Origin of the sequence: Paraburkholderia sp. RL18-085-BIA-A (assembly GCF_046027075.1) — a bacterium.
Lineage (GTDB): Bacteria > Pseudomonadota > Gammaproteobacteria > Burkholderiales > Burkholderiaceae > Paraburkholderia.
Map to the genome: position 1 here is coordinate 1 of NZ_JARESU010000170.1, position 14,947 is coordinate 14,947.

The window sequence follows — 14,947 nt, forward strand, 5'->3', positions numbered from 1 at the left end:
CTGGGGTTGGCCGGGGGGGGTTGGGCCGCCGCGGGGGGCCCCCGGGGGGGGGCCCCACACCCCCCCCCCCCCCCCCGCCGCAGTGTGGCTTTCTCACAGCCCGCACGTTGTTTGATGCGCCGCAACGAATGGACTGTCCCCGCCTGCGAGCCGCTCATTCTGACCATTCGAAAATCGAACGGACCCGTGGAGCCATCGTCCGGAAATCGAACGTTCGGTGGTGCGCTGAGCTCACTCTTTCGGCGTTCTCGAGATGGCATTGATCTTGCCCCTCTTCTGGCACGAGCCGGCTGCATCCGTCATGTTGCGGTGCGGTATAAGGCGGCATGACGAAGGAGACAAGTAATGGATATGCCGGATGCCATGCAGATGTTCTCAAACCCTGGCGACGAAGCGTTAGTCATGGCCGCCTGGGAACGGTTTCTGAGCGGCGGAGAAGCACCGCACAGTGTCGTGCGGCACCTCGTTGACACATCATGGCAGCGCTGCCTCGGTTGGCAAGTGGATCCCACGCTGGGCCATGCGCCGCCGCCGCTGGACGAACATCTACTGTATTCGTTGCAACGCAGTCACCGCGATCTGGTCGAGGCGAGTGCTCCGGTGATGGCGCATGCACGCGACTTTCTTGCGCAAACCGAAACGGTCATGGCGCTTGCCGAGCCGGCCGGCACCATCCTGAATCTCGAGGGAGACCCCGCTACCATTGCTTCCGCGCGAGGGATTCAGCTGCTGCCCGGCGCGTCCTGGAACGAGATGATCTGTGGCACCAATGCGATTGGCACGGCGATCGAGGTCGGCCAGCCCGTACAGATCCATTCTGCGGAACACTTCTGCGCCGGCATCAAGCGCTGGACCTGCTCGGCCAATGCGATCCGCGACCCGCGCGACGGTACGATTATCGGCGTCATCGACGTGTCCGGCCTATCCGAATCCTACAATCGTCACAGCCTGGCGCTGGTCGTCACGGCAGCCAGCCGGATCGAGAGTCGTCTGGCTGCGCGGACCATGGAGCTTCGCTATCGGTTGTTGGATCGCTGCATGAGGCGCCTCGCGATGCTTGCGTCGGACGGCGCCGTGGTGTTCGACCATGGCGGCTATCCGATCAAGGTCAATGAGCACGCCGAAGCTGCGATCGCGGCAGCCGGCGGTGATCTTTCGCTCGCACGGCCAAAACGGATTCTGGCGCTTGCGACCGACTCTGCGCTTACCGGTGTGACACCTACGGATCTCCCCCACTGGATTCAGCCTGACTGGATCGAGCCGGTGATCGACGATGGCAGACGCATCGGTAGCTTGCTGATCGTGCCGTTCGCGCAACGTCACAGATCTGCGCGCGGGGTCAGCAACGCATCCGGTCGCGGCGCCGAGGGTGGATCGACGGCCGGCTTCGAACGCATCCAGGGCGAAGCTCCGGCATTGCTCGATGCCGTGGACAAGGCCCGGCAGATCGCACGTTCACATGCGCCAGTTGTGTTGCTCGGCGAGACTGGCGTGGGCAAGGAATTGTTTGCCAAGGGAATCCACCACGCGAGCCAGGCGAAGGAGGGGCCTTTTATTGCACTCAACTGCGGGGGCCTGTCACGCGAACTACTCGCCAGTGAACTATTTGGCTATGGCGATGGCGCCTTCACCGGTGCACGCCGAGGGGGCGCGCTTGGCAAGATTGAAGCAGCCAATGGCGGGACCTTGTTTCTCGACGAAATCGGCGAAATGCCGGTAGATCTGCAGCCACATTTCCTGCGCGTGCTGGAACAGGGGGAGATCTATCGGCTCGGCGAAAACGTCCCGAGGAAGGTGACCTTTCGTCTCGTCGCGGCGACCAATCGCGACTTGAGACAGGAGGTCTCAGAAGGGCGCTTTCGAATGGACTTCTTCTATCGCGTCGCGGTGACCAGTATCCGTATTCCGCCGCTGCGCGATCGGCCGGGGGACATTCGCCGCCTCACGGAATATCTGGTCCGAAAGTTTGCGGCGGAGCTTGGCAGGGCAAGCCCGGCGGTGGACGAAGAAGTGGTTGCGACGCTCTGCGCGTATTCATGGCCGGGGAACGTCCGGGAGCTTCATAACGTGGTGGAAAGCATGATTCTTACGGCAGGCTCAGAGGTCCTTACGCTCGTTGATCTGCCACCGGAGTTGCGCGAGAGAGACAAGCCGATCCGCGCCGGTTGCGACGAGCCTTTCTCCCCCTACGACCCGGGCACGATGGAAGCGTCGGAGCAGGGGGCAATTCGCAGCGCGATCGCCATCTCCCGCGGAAACCTGACGTCGGCAGCAAGGCAGTTGGGTATTGCGAAGAGCACGCTGTACCAGAAGCTCAGGAAATATGGCCTGGATCGAACGCTAGTTGAAATCCGGGACCAGGGCCGTTAGGAGGTCCGGCCGGATGGCCGACGGGCGAAGCTGGCTTCGTAAAGCTCCCCGGCGGACATTCGAAAGCCAGCCGAGCGATTCCAGCACACTATTGCATCCACCGGTTGAATCCGCCCTGTTGTAACGGACGTTAACGAACGCCAATCTTCGACGGATGCGCCCTGAGAAACTGGGCTTGTCCACATCCGGGCAATGACAAAGGTGCGTTCGGCAAACGGATTGGGGGAGTCATCTTAAGCCATGCGTTACCGCGGGCTGACCGACAGCGCATCGACCCAGACGAGTCCGATCCTGGGTCTTTCAATTAGCGCCATCTGATCGTATCAGCGCCAACCAGGTTACATCACATCACTGGCGAATGCAGAAGATTTGGATGCTCGAGCGTTTCGGCGATTACGCGCAGCGCCCGCTCGCATTCGATCCGATTCTTCGAGCCTCCCAGACATACGCGCAGCGCGTTGGGTGGATTGCCGTCGGTCGAGAACGCTGCGGCGGCGACAGCGGCAATGCCTTGACTACGCAACTGCAGCGCCAGTTCCGAAGCACTCCAGCCGCCTTCGCGAGGAATCGGCAGCCACAGATGAAAGCCGTCTGGATGCGTGTCATAGGACGACGCGCCGAGCACGCGAGCGGCAATCGCCTGGCGCGCTTTCGACTCGCTGCGAATCGCGCTGAGCATCTCTTGCGCCGTGCCGTCGGTGACCCACAGTGTGGCGAGCGACACCGTAAATGGACTCGCCATCACGGTGGTCGCGCGCAGTGCGCCTGCCAGGCGCTGTGCCTGACGCGGAGTCGGCGCGTGCAGATACGCGACGCGCAACCCGGCACCCAGATTTTTCGACATTCCCGTGATGTAGTAAGTCAGCTCGGGCGCGAAACTCGCCAGCGTGTCCGGCGCTTGCTGCGGCAACATCGCATATGCATCGTCCTCGATGATCGGCACGTTATAGCGCAATGCCACGTCGGCGAGCGCCTCACGCCGCCTTCGTGTGAGCGTCAGCGTGCTCGGGTTCTGCAGCGTCGGATTGCAATAGAGCGCGCTCGGCTTGTCGGTCTTGCAGAGCGCTTCGAACGCATGCGCTAGTGGCCCTTCGTCGTCACGTACGAGCGCCTGCAAACGCACCCCCAGTTGCGCTGCGATGGCCTTGATGCCCGGATAGGCGAGCGTGTCGAGACAGATTGTTGCACCCGGTCGTGCCAGCTGCGAGACGAGTGCGACGAGCGCGCTGTGAATGCCCGGACAAACCAGTACGTTGTCCGGCGAGCAATGAGCGAGGCGGCGCTTTAACCACTCCGTGCCCGCCGCCTTGTCGGCCGGCGTGCCGCCGAAATCCTGATAACGCAACAGTTGGTACGGGTCGCTATTCGCCATCAGACGGGCAGCGGATTCACGCAGGAGTGCGGCGCAGTCAGCGGGCTCGGGGGGCGTGTTCATCGTCATTTCGATGCTGCTGCCACCGCTTAGGGGCAGCGTCGCGGTGCGGCCTCGCACGAAAGTGCCGCTGCCGGCACGTGAATCGAGCAGGCCGCGCTTTTTCGCCTCGGCATAGGCGCGCGCCACGGTGGTGTAGTTCAGTGCCAGTTCGTCGGCCAGATCGCGCAGGCCCGGCAGTCGGTCGCGCGGGCGCAGGCGTCCGGTCGCGAGATCTTCTTCTATCAGATCCGGGATCGCGAGATAAGCCGGTTTGCGGATTTCGGCAAGACGTTTGATCCAGTGGTGAGTCGGGCTGCTCATGGTGTTCATGGAAATCGAAGGCTATTGGAAAAGACATCACGCATGTTCGAATCAGCGCTGGAAAGTGATCGCATCGCGTGGTCTGACTGATCGGATTGATTGGACGGGCAGTTGGGTCGAGCTTGGTGAATGGTTGCACCGGAACGGCGTATTTGCACCATCACGATCGCACCTGGCTGGTGCGATCGACGTCTGCCCGGCCGCTTTCATTCGCTGAGCTCGCTGCATGCAACCTTCGGGCCAAAAATTTTTCGGCACGCTTCGCGAATGATTGTCTATTTGATCGGAAAGTGATCGCATTGGTGGCGACCCTCATTGGCATGGCCGTTGCGTTAGTGGGTTCGGCGCAAACGTCAAGCGGCGCCTTGATATGACGCTTCATTTCCTGTTCCGGCAAATCACATTGGAGAGTGCCATGCCAGTTGTCAACAAACCGCTGCATCAGAAGGGCGATTACTTCGTCGACTACGAAGAGAAAGTCTTCGAGGACGTGAAGGCCGAGCCGGGTGAAAAAGCGCTCGTCACGTTTCATACGGTGGCGTTCGAAGGCTCAATCGGCTTTGTCAATCTTCTGCAAGCCACGCGTCTTCAGCGCAAGGGCTTCGAAACCTCGGTGCTGCTTTATGGCCCGGGCGTGACGCTTGGCCTGCAGCGCGGTTTCCCGACGCTCGGCGACGAAGCGTTTCCGGGTCATCTGAACTTCAACAAGCAACTGATGAAGTTCATGGAAGAGGGCGGCAAGGTGTACGCGTGCCGCTTCGCATTGCAGGCGCTGTATGGACATGGCGAAGCGTCGCTGATCGAGGGCATTCGTCCGATCAGTCCGCTCGACGTGCTGGACATCCAGCTTCTGCATCGCAAGGACAACGCGCTGATCATCCACACCTGGACGGTCTGAGCACAGGCGGCTACCACCATGTCTGAAAAACGCATCGTTCGTGCCGCCGCAGTCCAGATTTCACCGGACTTCGAGCGCAGCGACGGCACGCTGAACAAGGTTTGTGAGGCGATCGATCAGGCGGCGCGCGAAGGCGTGCAACTGATTGTGTTTCCCGAAACCTTCGTGCCGTATTACCCGTACTTTTCGTTCGTGCGGCCACCGGTTGCCTCCGGCGCCGACCACATGCGGCTTTACGAAGAAGCGGTGGTGGTGCCCGGCCCCGTGACGCAGGCGGTGGCCGAGCGTGCCCGACTGCATCGCATGGTCGTCGTGCTCGGGGTGAACGAGCGCGATCACGGCAGCCTGTACAACACGCAACTGATCTTCGACGTGGATGGGCAACTGGTGCTCAAGCGCCGCAAGATCACGCCGACATTCCATGAACGGATGATCTGGGGGCAAGGCGATGCGGCGGGACTGAAAGTCGCGCAAACCGGTGTGGCACGCGTGGGTGCGCTGGCCTGCTGGGAGCACTACAATCCGCTCGCCCGTTACGCGTTGATGACGCAGCACGAGGAAATTCACTGCAGCCAGTTTCCGGGCTCGCTGGTGGGGCCGATTTTCGCCGAGCAGATCGAAGTGACGATCCGCCATCACGCGCTCGAGTCGGGCTGCTTCGTCGTGAACGCAACGGGGTGGCTGACCGAAGCGCAGATTGCATCTGTCACGAGCGATACGAATCTGCAAAAGGCGCTGCGTGGCGGCTGCAATACGGCGATCGTGTCACCTGAGGGGCAGCATCTGGCTGCGCCGCTGCGTGAAGGCGAAGGCATGGTGATCGCCGATCTCGACATGGCGCTGATCACCAAGCGCAAACGCATGATGGATTCGGTCGGCCACTATGCGCGCCCCGAATTGCTGAGCCTCGCCATCAACGAGCGGCCGGCTACGACAGTGTCGCCGATGCAGTCGCCGGGCAATGCCTGGAACTCCTCGTCCAGCACCGATTTCAACTCAACCATGGGATGCCGCGATGAATTCCAGCGAGACCTTGCCGGCCGCCAGCCGGCAATTGATGACTGAATTGCAGTCGGTCGGCCTGCGGCTGGCCGATCCTGGTACCGGCGTCGCCAGCCGGCGCGGTGGCGCGGGACCGTCCGATCACAAAGCCGTCACGGTGGATGGCGTGACCATCATGGTGCCGGTGCATACGAACACGGCGTGGCATTCGCCGTTCGTCGCCGCGCCTGCCGATGCAAACGGCACCAGCGCATTGCTGCGCGGCACGATTCCGATTGCCAATATCAGCTTTCCAAAGGTGCCGCGCTTTTACGCCATGCAGACGCTCGACGGCGTGCCGTACTCGCACATCGCGACGCTGCACAGCGCCGATGTGCTGGCGACCACCGTACTGCAAACCTGCATTCGCTATGAGAGCCGCCGCAAGACGTGCAAGTTTTGCGCAATCGGTCAATCGCTTGCTGCTGGCCGCACGATTGCGCGCAAGACACCGGAGCAGCTCGCAGAAGTCGCGCGTGCGGCGGTGCTGCTGGACGGTGTCAAGCATATGGTGCTGACGACCGGCACGCCGCCCACCAGCGACCGTGGCGCGCAGATTCTCTGCGAGAGTGCATTCGCGATCAGGGCCGCGGTCGATCTGCCGATCCAGGCGCAATGCGAACCACCGGACGACGATCAATGGTTCGCGCGCATGAAGGCGAGCGGCATCGATACGCTCGGCATGCATCTCGAAGTGGTGACGCCGTCGTTGCGCGAACGCATCATGCCGGGTAAATCGGGCGTGCCGCTGTCGCGCTATATGGACGCGTTCAAGGCGGCGGTCGCCGTGTTCGGACGCGGACAGGTGAGCACCTATATCCTCGCGGGGCTCGGTGACACCGGCGAAGCGATTCTCGCGATTTCGCGCGAGCTGATCGACCTCGGCGTGTATCCGTTTGTCGTGCCATTCGTGCCGATCAGCGGCACGCCGCTTGAAGATCATCCGGCGCCGTCGCCGGAGTTCATGAAGTCGGTGCTGCAGCCGCTCGGCTCAATGCTCGCCGCGGCTGAAATGCGCTCAGCGGACATCAAGGCCGGCTGCGGCAAGTGCGGCGCGTGCTCGTCCCTGTCTTCGTACGAGGTGTGATCATGTTTGGCGAAGCGATTGCGGGTGCATCGGGTGAAGTGAACGACCTGGATGTTGCGCCGGCGTTTTACACGCCGACCGAATACCGGATCAAGTGGACCACTCTGCAGTGGGAAGCCGATGAGGCCTACAAGCTGCGGCGCGCGGTGTTCTGCATCGAGCAGGGCATCTTCGTCGGCGACGACCGCGACGAGATCGACGAGCGTGCGCAGCAACTGGTGGCGGTGAGCTGTATTGCCGGGATGCCGGAGCAGGTGGTCGGCACGGTGCGGATCCATCAGGAAGAGCCTGGCGTCTGGTTCGGTTCGCGGCTCGCCGTGCACGCTGCGTTTCGCCGTCACGGCAAGATCGGTGCAACGCTGATCCGTCTCGCCGTGACGAGCGCGCATGCGCTCGGCTGTCAGACATTCCTCGCGCATGTGCAGAGCCAGAATGTGCCGCTGTTTCGCCGTCTGCGTTGGGATGTACTTGCAGAGGAAAGGATGCTCGGCCGTCCGCATCATCTGATGCAGGCGCAGCTTCAGCACTACCCGCCGTGCACGACACCGCGCAGCGGCTTTGTCACGCAATCGCGGAGCGGGTCATGAGTCTGGCGGATCTGGTCACCAGTTTGCGCGAAAGCCGCGGCTTTCGGCACAAGACCGATATTGCCGGCGTCGTATCGTCGCTGGCGCGACATCTGCCGGGCGGTGCCATCGATCTCGGCCAGGCAGTGGCGGTAGGCGACGATTGCGCGGCCTTGCCGGATGGCGACGCTTACCTGTTGTTCGCCATCGAAGGCATGGTCAGCGACTTCGTGCAGGCGATGCCCTGGTTCGCCGGCTACAGCAGCGTGATGGTCAACGTCAGCGATATCTATGCCATGGGCGGGCGGCCGCTCGCGGTCGTGGATGCGCTGTGGAGCGATGGTATCGACGCGGCGCACGAGGTGCTCGCGGGAATGGTGGCGGCTTCCGTGGCGTACGGGGTGCCGATTGTCGGTGGACACACCAATGCGCGAAGCGATCAGGCGCAACTGGCCGTGTCGATTCTGGGCCGCGCTAACGCGCTGTTGTCGAGTTTCAACGCGAGACCGGGCGACCGCCTGCTGATGGCGGTCGATCTGCGCGGCCGCTTCGAGGAACCGTATCCGTTCTGGAATGCTTCAGTCGGAGCGCCGGCTGCGCGTCTGCGCGACGACCTTGAGTTATTGCCGCAATTAGCCGAGAACGGGCTGTGTGATGCAGCGAAGGATATCAGCATGGCGGGTACGCTGGGCACGGCCTTGATGTTGCTCGAATGTTCGCAGGTCGGCGCTCGCATCGATCTCGATGCGATTCCGAAGCCGGCTGACGTGCCGCTCGCGTGTTGGGTCACCGCGTTTCCGAGTTTCGGCTACCTGCTCTCGGTGCGTGAAGCGTACGTCGAACGCGTGCGGGCGCGATTTGAGGCGCGCTCGCTGGCCTGTGCGGAGATTGGGACGGTAGACGCAACGCGCCAGGCGGTCGTCCATCGCGGTGACGATGCGGCAGTGTTGTGGGACTTCAGCGGCGAGTCGTTTATCGTCCCGGCCGATCAGGTGCCGCGATGAGCATGGACGCATTGCGGATTGCGCTGCTGACGCACTCGGTCAATCCGCGCGGCGGCGTTGTGCATACGCTCGAGCTGGCGAGCGCACTCAGTGCGCAAGGACATGACGTCACGGTGTTTGCACCGGCTACGAACGGCGAGACGCTATTTCGCACGCCGTCATGCCGCGTGGTGTACGCGCCCGTCACGGACTCGCAGGCAGGCACGGTTGCGCTGGTCGACGCGCGCATCCGCGCATTGAAGAGGAATGTGCGGGCGCACGGCCCCACGGCCTTCGACGTCTTGCACGCCGAGGACAGCATCAGCGGCAATGCACTCGCCGAACTCAAGGCGGAAGGTGTGATACGCGGTTTCGTGCGCACCGTGCACCACCTCGATCACTTTGACGATCCGCGTCTTGCGGCATGGCAAGCACGCGCGTACCGTGACGCCGACCAGGTTTTCTGTGTGAGCGACACGTGGACACGCGAGATGCTAGGTCGTTACGGAATCGCCGCGATTACGGTGTCTAACGGCGTCGACACAGCGCGTTACACCTCACAGGCGCTACCCGCAGACGAGGCGCTCAGGCAACGGCTAGGACTCGGAGCGGGTCCGCTTATCCTCGCGGTGGGTGGCGTCGAAGCGCGCAAGAACACGCTCGCGCTGCTCGATGGGTTTGCCTTGGTGCGCCGCGCCTTGCCGCTCGCCCAGCTTGTCATCGCGGGCGGTGCCAGTCTTCTCGACCACGACGCGTACACGCAGCGTTTTATCCAGTGCGCGGCGCAACACGGTTTGTCCATCGGAACGCACGAAAGCATCGTGGTCACAGGGCCGCTCGAAGATGCCGCGATGCCGGCTTTATTCCGGAGCGCGGATGTGCTGGCGATGGTGTCGGTGCGCGAGGGCTTCGGCCTGGTTGTCCTCGAAGCGCTCGCGTGCGGCACGCCCGTGGTGGTGTCGGCGATCGCACCGTTCACCGAATACCTCGATGACGCCACCTGTTTCTGGGCCACCCCCACCGACGCCGACTCGATTGCCGCAGCGCTGCTGCGCGTGATTCGCGGCGATAGTGCGACAGATTTTGCTGATGCTGTGCCTGCGCTGCTTGCTCGCTTTAGCTGGGACGCTAGCGCCCGCCGTCATGTCGACGCCTATCGCGCGTGGCTGGCACACCAGCCGCTTGCCATTCACTAAGTCATCAGTAAGAGGAAATTTCTATGCCTGTCATGCACTTCCGGATTCAATGGCCCGACGGAGACGAAGCAAATTGTTATTCGCCGTCGCAGGTGGTCAGCGAGTTTTTTACGCCGGGCCATGCTTATCCGCTCGACGATTTTGTCAGACGCTCGCGCGAGGCGCTCAACATTGCCTCGGAGCGCGTGCGGCAAAAGTACGGCTTTGCCTGTTCGGCGGCGATGGATCAGCTCGCGCAGATCGAACAGGAGGCAGACCGCTTTCGCAATCGACCCGACGCGACCGTCAAGGTCATCGAACTGCTCTAAACCCGGAATAAACCGTTGAACCTGGTGTGCCGGGCGGCAGCGCCGCGACGGTGAGCCGATTCTTTACTTGCAAGGATGCATCATGTCGAACACAGCCCACTCCGTAAGCGCCGGGACGCGCGAGAATAGGCACTACAGCGTGCTCGTCGTCGGTGGCGGGCAGGCCGGCCTGTCGATCAGCTACTATCTGAAACAGGCCGGAGTCGACCACCTCGTCGTCGAGAAGAACACCCTCACGCACACCTGGCGCAACCAGCGCTGGGACGCGTTCTGCCTCGTCACGCCGAATTGGCAATGCGCGTTGCCGGGATATCCGTACCCGGGCGACGATCCGCACGGCTTTATGAAGAAGGATGAAATCATCGCGTATCTCGACGGCTTCATCGCGATGGTCGATGCTCCGGTAATCGAGCACACACAGGTCAAACGCGTGAAGCGGCTGGACGACGGCACCTTTGCGGTAGCGACGAGCCAGGGCGATTTCACCGCCGATCAGGTCGTGGTAGCCTCGGGCGGTTATCACACGCCGATCGTGCCGCGCATGGCTGAACGCCTGCCCGCGCGGGTCTTGCAGTTGCAGTCGTCGGAATATCGCAACCCGCAGGCGCTGCCCGAGGGCGCGGTGATGGTGGTGGGATCGGGGCAGTCTGGTGCGCAGATTGCCGAGGACCTGCATCTGGCCGGCCGCAAGGTGGTGCTCGCCGTGGGCGAGGCGCCACGCTGTGCGCGCTTTTACCGCGGGCGCGATGTAGTGGACTGGCTGGCCGACATGAAGTACTACGACATGCCGGTGGAGAAGCATCCCTTGTGTGAAGGGGTGCGTGACAACACCAATCACTATGTGACCGGTCGCGACGGCGGACGCGACATCGATCTGCGCAAGTTCGCGGCCGAAGGCATGGAGTTATACGGACGGCTCGAAGACCTGCGCGACGGGTGGCTGCACTTCACGCCGAACCTCGCCGCCAATCTCGACGATGCGGACGATACCTATAACCGCATCAACGCGAGCATCGACGGCTTCATTGAAAGGAACGGTATCGATGCACCGCCCGGCGGTGTCTATGAGCCTTTTTGGCAGCCGCCTCACGAGCGTGCGACGCTCGAACTCGCAGGCAGCGGCATTACATCGATTATCTGGTGCATTGGCTTTACGCCGGACTTCAGCTGGATCGACGCCCCGGTGTTCAACGGCCGCGCTTATCCCGCGCACACGCGTGGCATCACGCCGGTTCAGGGGCTTTACTTCATCGGCTTGCCGTGGCTGCATACGTGGGGCTCGGGGCGTTTCTCGGGGATCGCGCGCGATGCCGACTACGTGGCGCAGGCAATTCTCGCGAGCCTCCGCGAGCGAACGTCCTCTTGCGACACTGTAGCGGCTTGAAGCGCATGCAGCAAACGACACAGAGCTATCGCGCCGGAATGCCACAACTGGCCTATACGGGGCTGTCCGAAAACTGGCTGATCAAGGAATGCGGACATCGCCACTGGGAGGCGCTGGCGGGAGATGCCGGCCGGCGCGCACCGGATTTCGTCGATGATGACGGGAGCAAATTGTACGCGGCCTTCACCGCAATCAGATTGACGGGGGCAACGCTCCACGCAATCGGTGAGAACGACGATTTCGAACTCGGTACTGGGCTTTGCCGAACCGGTCCGGCTCGCCACTTCAGCCGGCACCGCCTGCTTTCCCGCAATGGCGAGTGCGCGATCGTGTCGATGTCGTCGACGTTCGTGCGGCGGCATGAGGTGCGCAACAACCGTTCAGTGACGCGCGCGACGTTCGCGGCAATGGGAGGCCCGACACCGACTCCGCCGGCGGACGCAATGGACATGGCGCGGCGTGGCAAACAGTTTCGCGCCGGGCAGTGGGACGAGCGGTTGCCCTTCACAAGCGCCGATCGCGTCGAGAACGACTGGATCGAATTTCTGCCATGTCCGAATAACGATTTCAACGGTGCGGATTTTCTCTACTTTGCAAGCTTTCAGTCCTTTGTTGACCGTGCCGAATGGCAGCGCCACCGGTTCCACGAGCCACCGGTTGTCGCAGGCCGCGAGTTGTTCTTCTACGGCAACATTAATGTTGGTGACACCCTTGGACTGCGCGTGGTCGCGGAGCATCAGGATGAACGCGGCCTCGTCCACTGGTGCGAACTTCGTCGTGGCAGCGATCAGCAGAAGATTGCCGACGTAGTAACAAACAAGCATTGGAGGCAGCGATGAACCGCGAGGGCGATATCCGCGGTGACCGGGGCTTCGCCGATGAAAGTCGCGACGCGGTACGGCACCCGCCCAGTGCGATACCGCTTAAGGCGCTGTATACGGCGAGCGATCTTGAAGGGGTGTCGCATCTCGGCAGTCGGCCCGGTGAGGCGCCCTTCGTGCGAGGGCCTCATGCGTCGATGTATACGCAAAAGCCGTGGACGATCCGTCAATACGCAGGCTATGCGGACGCGGCCGATTCGAATCTTGCCTTCCGGACGGCGCTTGCCGAAGGGGCGCAGGGTTTGTCGGTTGCCTTCGATCTGCCGACGCATCGGGGCTACGATTCGGACGATCCTGCCGCGGTTGCCGATGTCGGCATGGCTGGAGTCGCAATCGACAGCGTCGAGGACATGAAGCGCCTGTTTCGGCAGATTCCGCTCGATCGGGTGTCGGTCTCGATGACGATGAGCGGCGCTGTTCTACCCGTACTGGCTGCATTCATCGTGGCAGCGCAAGAAAGTGGCGTGCGCACGGAGGCCCTTACGGGTACGATCCAGAATGACATCCTGAAGGAATACATGGTGCGCAATACCTGGATATTCGCGCCGGAGCCGTCCTTACGGATCGTCGCGGACGTCGTCGAGTATCTGGCCGAACGCGCGCCGCGCTTCAATGCAATGTCCATCTCAGGCTACCACTTTCAGGAAGCGGGCGCGGACGCGGTACTCGAACTCGCGCTGACGCTGTCTAATGCGCGCGCCTACGTCGATGCCCTGGTGAAGCGTGGCATGAATGTCGAGCGCATCGGCGAACGGCTGAGTTTCTTTTTTGGCGTTGGCACCGAATTCTTTGTGGAGGTCGCCAAACTTCGCGCCGCTCGGGTCCTCTGGGCCGGGATAATGAGCGAACTGGGTGCACGTGAGGCTCGAGCGCAAGCTTTGCGCATGCATTGCCAGACGTCGGGATGGTCGCTCACTGCGCAGCATCCACAGAACAACATCGTCCGGACAACGATCGAGGCGATGGCCGCCGTGTTCGGCGGCACCCAGTCGCTGCATACCAATGCGTACGATGAGGCGCTTGCACTCCCAGGCGCGGATGCGTCAAGGCTCGCGCGTGACACGCAGTTGATCATGCAGCATGAGATGGGCCTGTGCGATGTTATCGACCCGTGGGCCGGCTCGTACATGATGGAGTCGATTACCGACGACATTGCCCGGCGCGTGCGTGATCTGATGACTCAAATTGCTACGCAAGGAGGCGTCGTCGAAGCGATCCGCTCGGGTTGGGTACAGCAGCGCATTCACGAAGCCGCAACACGCACGCAGGCGCGGATCGATGCAGGGCAGCGCGTCGTCGTGGGTGTGAACCGGTTTCGATCACCGGATGCGGATACTCCGTCTAACTGTCTCGAGATCGACGGTCGGCGGGTTCATGCCAGGCAAGTTCGGCAGCTTGCAGAACTGAAAGTACAGCGTGACGACGTCCTGGTCGCGCGCGCGCTGGCGGCGCTCGCTGACGGTGCGCGTGACGGCACCGGCAACCTGCTGGCCCTCGCCATCGAGTGTGTCCGCGCGCGCGCGACAATCGGCGAATGCACGCGCGCGCTGGAGGCTGTCTGGCCGCGCTACAGCATGCCCAGTCGTTTTAGCAGCGGAATTTACGGCGAAGCGCGGATGGTCGATGCTGCATGGCGTGACGCATGCGATCGTGTCAGTGCTCTTGCCGCGCGCCTCGGACGCCTGCCCAGGGTGCTCATCGCAAAGGTGGGGCAGGACGGCCACGATCGGGGCGCAAAGACCGTCGCGGCGGCGTTGGCCGATGCCGGATTCTACGTGTCGCTCGGCGCGCTGTTCCGCTCGCCCGGAGAGGTGGTCGACGACGCTATCGCAGCGAAGGCCGATGTCGTCGGCATTTCGTCCCTATCGGGTGCGCATCTTGACCTTGTTGGCGAGGTCGTGCGCACGCTGCGGGTCCGTCGACCGATGGCAGCGGTTGTGGTTGGCGGCATCATTCCGGATGAGCACGCACGTTTGCTCAAACGCAATGGCATTTTTGCGGTGCTCGGACCGGGGGCCGCGATGGAGTCGATTGTGGCGAGCTTTGTCGAAACCGTTGAACTGACATTGGCATCGACATCGGCCGTTGCGAGGTGATGTCCGATCTTTAGCCCAATGGCGTCTTGCGACTCAAGCGCGCTGAAGTCACCTTGATCGAAGGTTGGCCGGGAGCGGGGATAGTGTCCGTTTGAACTTTTAATGGACAAATGTACCCAAAGGTTCCGGGTTGACTTGAGCGAGATAAAAACAAGGGATGGCAGGATAGGCTACCGCCGGTTTTGACGCGGTCCCACGTGGCGACACCTTGTCGAAAGCCGTTCCTCTCTTTTCAGCCAGACCGCCAAGTCTCCGTGCGAAGGAAGCTCACCTGAATCGAGCCAGTTGCGGGCTGCCAAGCGAGCATCGGCATTCGCGCCTATGCTTTTGCATCCGTTTCAAATCCAATCTCAGAGAGAACAAATGCAGAAACACACGATCGGTACCTCGGACCTTCAAGTT

The 14,947-nt window shown here is 62.2% G+C and carries 13 protein-coding genes; 12 read left to right on the forward strand and 1 reads right to left on the reverse strand.

Features of this window, described 5'->3' with window-relative positions; all coding sequences use genetic code 11:
• Positions 1-345 precede the first annotated feature (345 nt).
• Complete coding sequence (locus tag P0D89_RS45835) at positions 346-2,370, forward strand: sigma-54-dependent Fis family transcriptional regulator (RefSeq protein WP_408368734.1); 2,025 nt, start codon at positions 346-348, stop codon at positions 2,368-2,370.
• A 343-nt stretch (positions 2,371-2,713) separates the two neighbouring features.
• On the opposite strand, the gene P0D89_RS45840 is transcribed toward P0D89_RS45835, so the two are convergent.
• Positions 2,714-4,105 carry an aminotransferase-like domain-containing protein gene (locus tag P0D89_RS45840; protein ID WP_408368736.1) on the reverse strand — a complete coding sequence of 464 codons (1,392 nt, stop codon included), beginning with the start codon at positions 4,103-4,105 and terminating at the stop codon, positions 2,714-2,716.
• Positions 4,106-4,112: 7 nt separating this feature from the next.
• Here P0D89_RS45840 and P0D89_RS45845 point away from each other — a divergent pair, with 7 nt between their 5' ends.
• From P0D89_RS45845 to scpA, 11 genes are all read left to right on the forward strand, one after another.
• Positions 4,113-4,322: a hypothetical protein gene (locus P0D89_RS45845; RefSeq protein WP_408368738.1), complete on the forward strand. Its 210-nt coding sequence runs from the start codon at positions 4,113-4,115 to the stop codon at positions 4,320-4,322.
• A gap of 198 nt (positions 4,323-4,520) precedes the next feature.
• Entirely contained in the window at positions 4,521-5,003 is a 483-nt protein-coding gene (locus P0D89_RS45850; RefSeq protein ID WP_310819518.1) for an MSMEG_0572/Sll0783 family nitrogen starvation response protein, read from the forward strand.
• Between the two features lie 18 nt (positions 5,004-5,021).
• Positions 5,022-6,068, forward strand: a complete 1,047-nt coding sequence (locus tag P0D89_RS45855; RefSeq protein ID WP_408368741.1) for a Nit6803 family nitrilase — start codon at positions 5,022-5,024, stop codon at positions 6,066-6,068.
• The gene (locus P0D89_RS45860; RefSeq protein WP_408368757.1) at positions 6,061-7,131 is read left to right on the forward strand and encodes an MSMEG_0568 family radical SAM protein; all 1,071 of its coding nucleotides are present in this window, start codon (positions 6,061-6,063) and stop codon (positions 7,129-7,131) included. The genes P0D89_RS45855 and P0D89_RS45860 overlap by 8 nt, the downstream gene beginning before the upstream one ends.
• A 2-nt stretch (positions 7,132-7,133) precedes the next feature.
• Positions 7,134-7,718: an MSMEG_0567/Sll0786 family nitrogen starvation N-acetyltransferase gene (locus P0D89_RS45865; RefSeq protein WP_408368743.1), complete on the forward strand. Its 585-nt coding sequence runs from the start codon at positions 7,134-7,136 to the stop codon at positions 7,716-7,718.
• Positions 7,715-8,701, forward strand: coding sequence for a sll0787 family AIR synthase-like protein (locus P0D89_RS45870; protein WP_408378760.1), 987 nt, complete (start codon positions 7,715-7,717; stop codon positions 8,699-8,701). Before P0D89_RS45865 ends, P0D89_RS45870 begins: the two co-directional genes overlap by 4 nt.
• Entirely contained in the window at positions 8,698-9,876 is a 1,179-nt protein-coding gene (locus P0D89_RS45875; RefSeq protein ID WP_408368747.1) for an MSMEG_0565 family glycosyltransferase, read from the forward strand. The genes P0D89_RS45870 and P0D89_RS45875 overlap by 4 nt, the downstream gene beginning before the upstream one ends.
• 23 nt (positions 9,877-9,899) lie before the next feature.
• Positions 9,900-10,184 (forward strand): MSMEG_0570 family nitrogen starvation response protein, encoded by a 285-nt coding sequence (locus P0D89_RS45880; protein ID WP_408368749.1) that lies wholly within the window; start codon positions 9,900-9,902, stop codon positions 10,182-10,184.
• 82 nt (positions 10,185-10,266) lie between these two features.
• Positions 10,267-11,568, forward strand: a complete 1,302-nt coding sequence (locus P0D89_RS45885) for an MSMEG_0569 family flavin-dependent oxidoreductase (RefSeq protein ID WP_408378762.1) — start codon at positions 10,267-10,269, stop codon at positions 11,566-11,568.
• A 38-nt stretch (positions 11,569-11,606) separates the two neighbouring features.
• Positions 11,607-12,407 carry a Pnap_2097 family protein gene (locus P0D89_RS45890; protein WP_408368753.1) on the forward strand — a complete coding sequence of 267 codons (801 nt, stop codon included), beginning with the start codon at positions 11,607-11,609 and terminating at the stop codon, positions 12,405-12,407.
• Positions 12,404-14,545, forward strand: coding sequence for a methylmalonyl-CoA mutase (scpA, locus tag P0D89_RS45895; RefSeq protein ID WP_408368755.1), 2,142 nt, complete (start codon positions 12,404-12,406; stop codon positions 14,543-14,545). Before P0D89_RS45890 ends, scpA begins: the two co-directional genes overlap by 4 nt.
• Positions 14,546-14,947: the final 402 nt, after the last annotated feature.

Coding starts and splice junctions, on each gene's coding strand:
- P0D89_RS45835 (WP_408368734.1), top strand. CDS start 346: ATGGATATGCCGGATGCCATGCAGATGTTCTCAAACCCTGGCGACGAA.
- P0D89_RS45865 (WP_408368743.1), top strand. CDS start 7,134: ATGTTTGGCGAAGCGATTGCGGGTGCATCGGGTGAAGTGAACGACCTG.
- P0D89_RS45885 (WP_408378762.1), top strand. CDS start 10,267: ATGTCGAACACAGCCCACTCCGTAAGCGCCGGGACGCGCGAGAATAGG.
- P0D89_RS45855 (WP_408368741.1), top strand. CDS start 5,022: ATGTCTGAAAAACGCATCGTTCGTGCCGCCGCAGTCCAGATTTCACCG.
- P0D89_RS45845 (WP_408368738.1), top strand. CDS start 4,113: ATGGAAATCGAAGGCTATTGGAAAAGACATCACGCATGTTCGAATCAG.
- P0D89_RS45860 (WP_408368757.1), top strand. CDS start 6,061: ATGACTGAATTGCAGTCGGTCGGCCTGCGGCTGGCCGATCCTGGTACC.
- P0D89_RS45880 (WP_408368749.1), top strand. CDS start 9,900: ATGCCTGTCATGCACTTCCGGATTCAATGGCCCGACGGAGACGAAGCA.
- P0D89_RS45850 (WP_310819518.1), top strand. CDS start 4,521: ATGCCAGTTGTCAACAAACCGCTGCATCAGAAGGGCGATTACTTCGTC.
- P0D89_RS45875 (WP_408368747.1), top strand. CDS start 8,698: ATGAGCATGGACGCATTGCGGATTGCGCTGCTGACGCACTCGGTCAAT.
- scpA (WP_408368755.1), top strand. CDS start 12,404: ATGAACCGCGAGGGCGATATCCGCGGTGACCGGGGCTTCGCCGATGAA.
- P0D89_RS45890 (WP_408368753.1), top strand. CDS start 11,607: ATGCCACAACTGGCCTATACGGGGCTGTCCGAAAACTGGCTGATCAAG.
- P0D89_RS45870 (WP_408378760.1), top strand. CDS start 7,715: ATGAGTCTGGCGGATCTGGTCACCAGTTTGCGCGAAAGCCGCGGCTTT.
- P0D89_RS45840 (WP_408368736.1), bottom strand. CDS start 4,105: ATGAGCAGCCCGACTCACCACTGGATCAAACGTCTTGCCGAAATCCGC.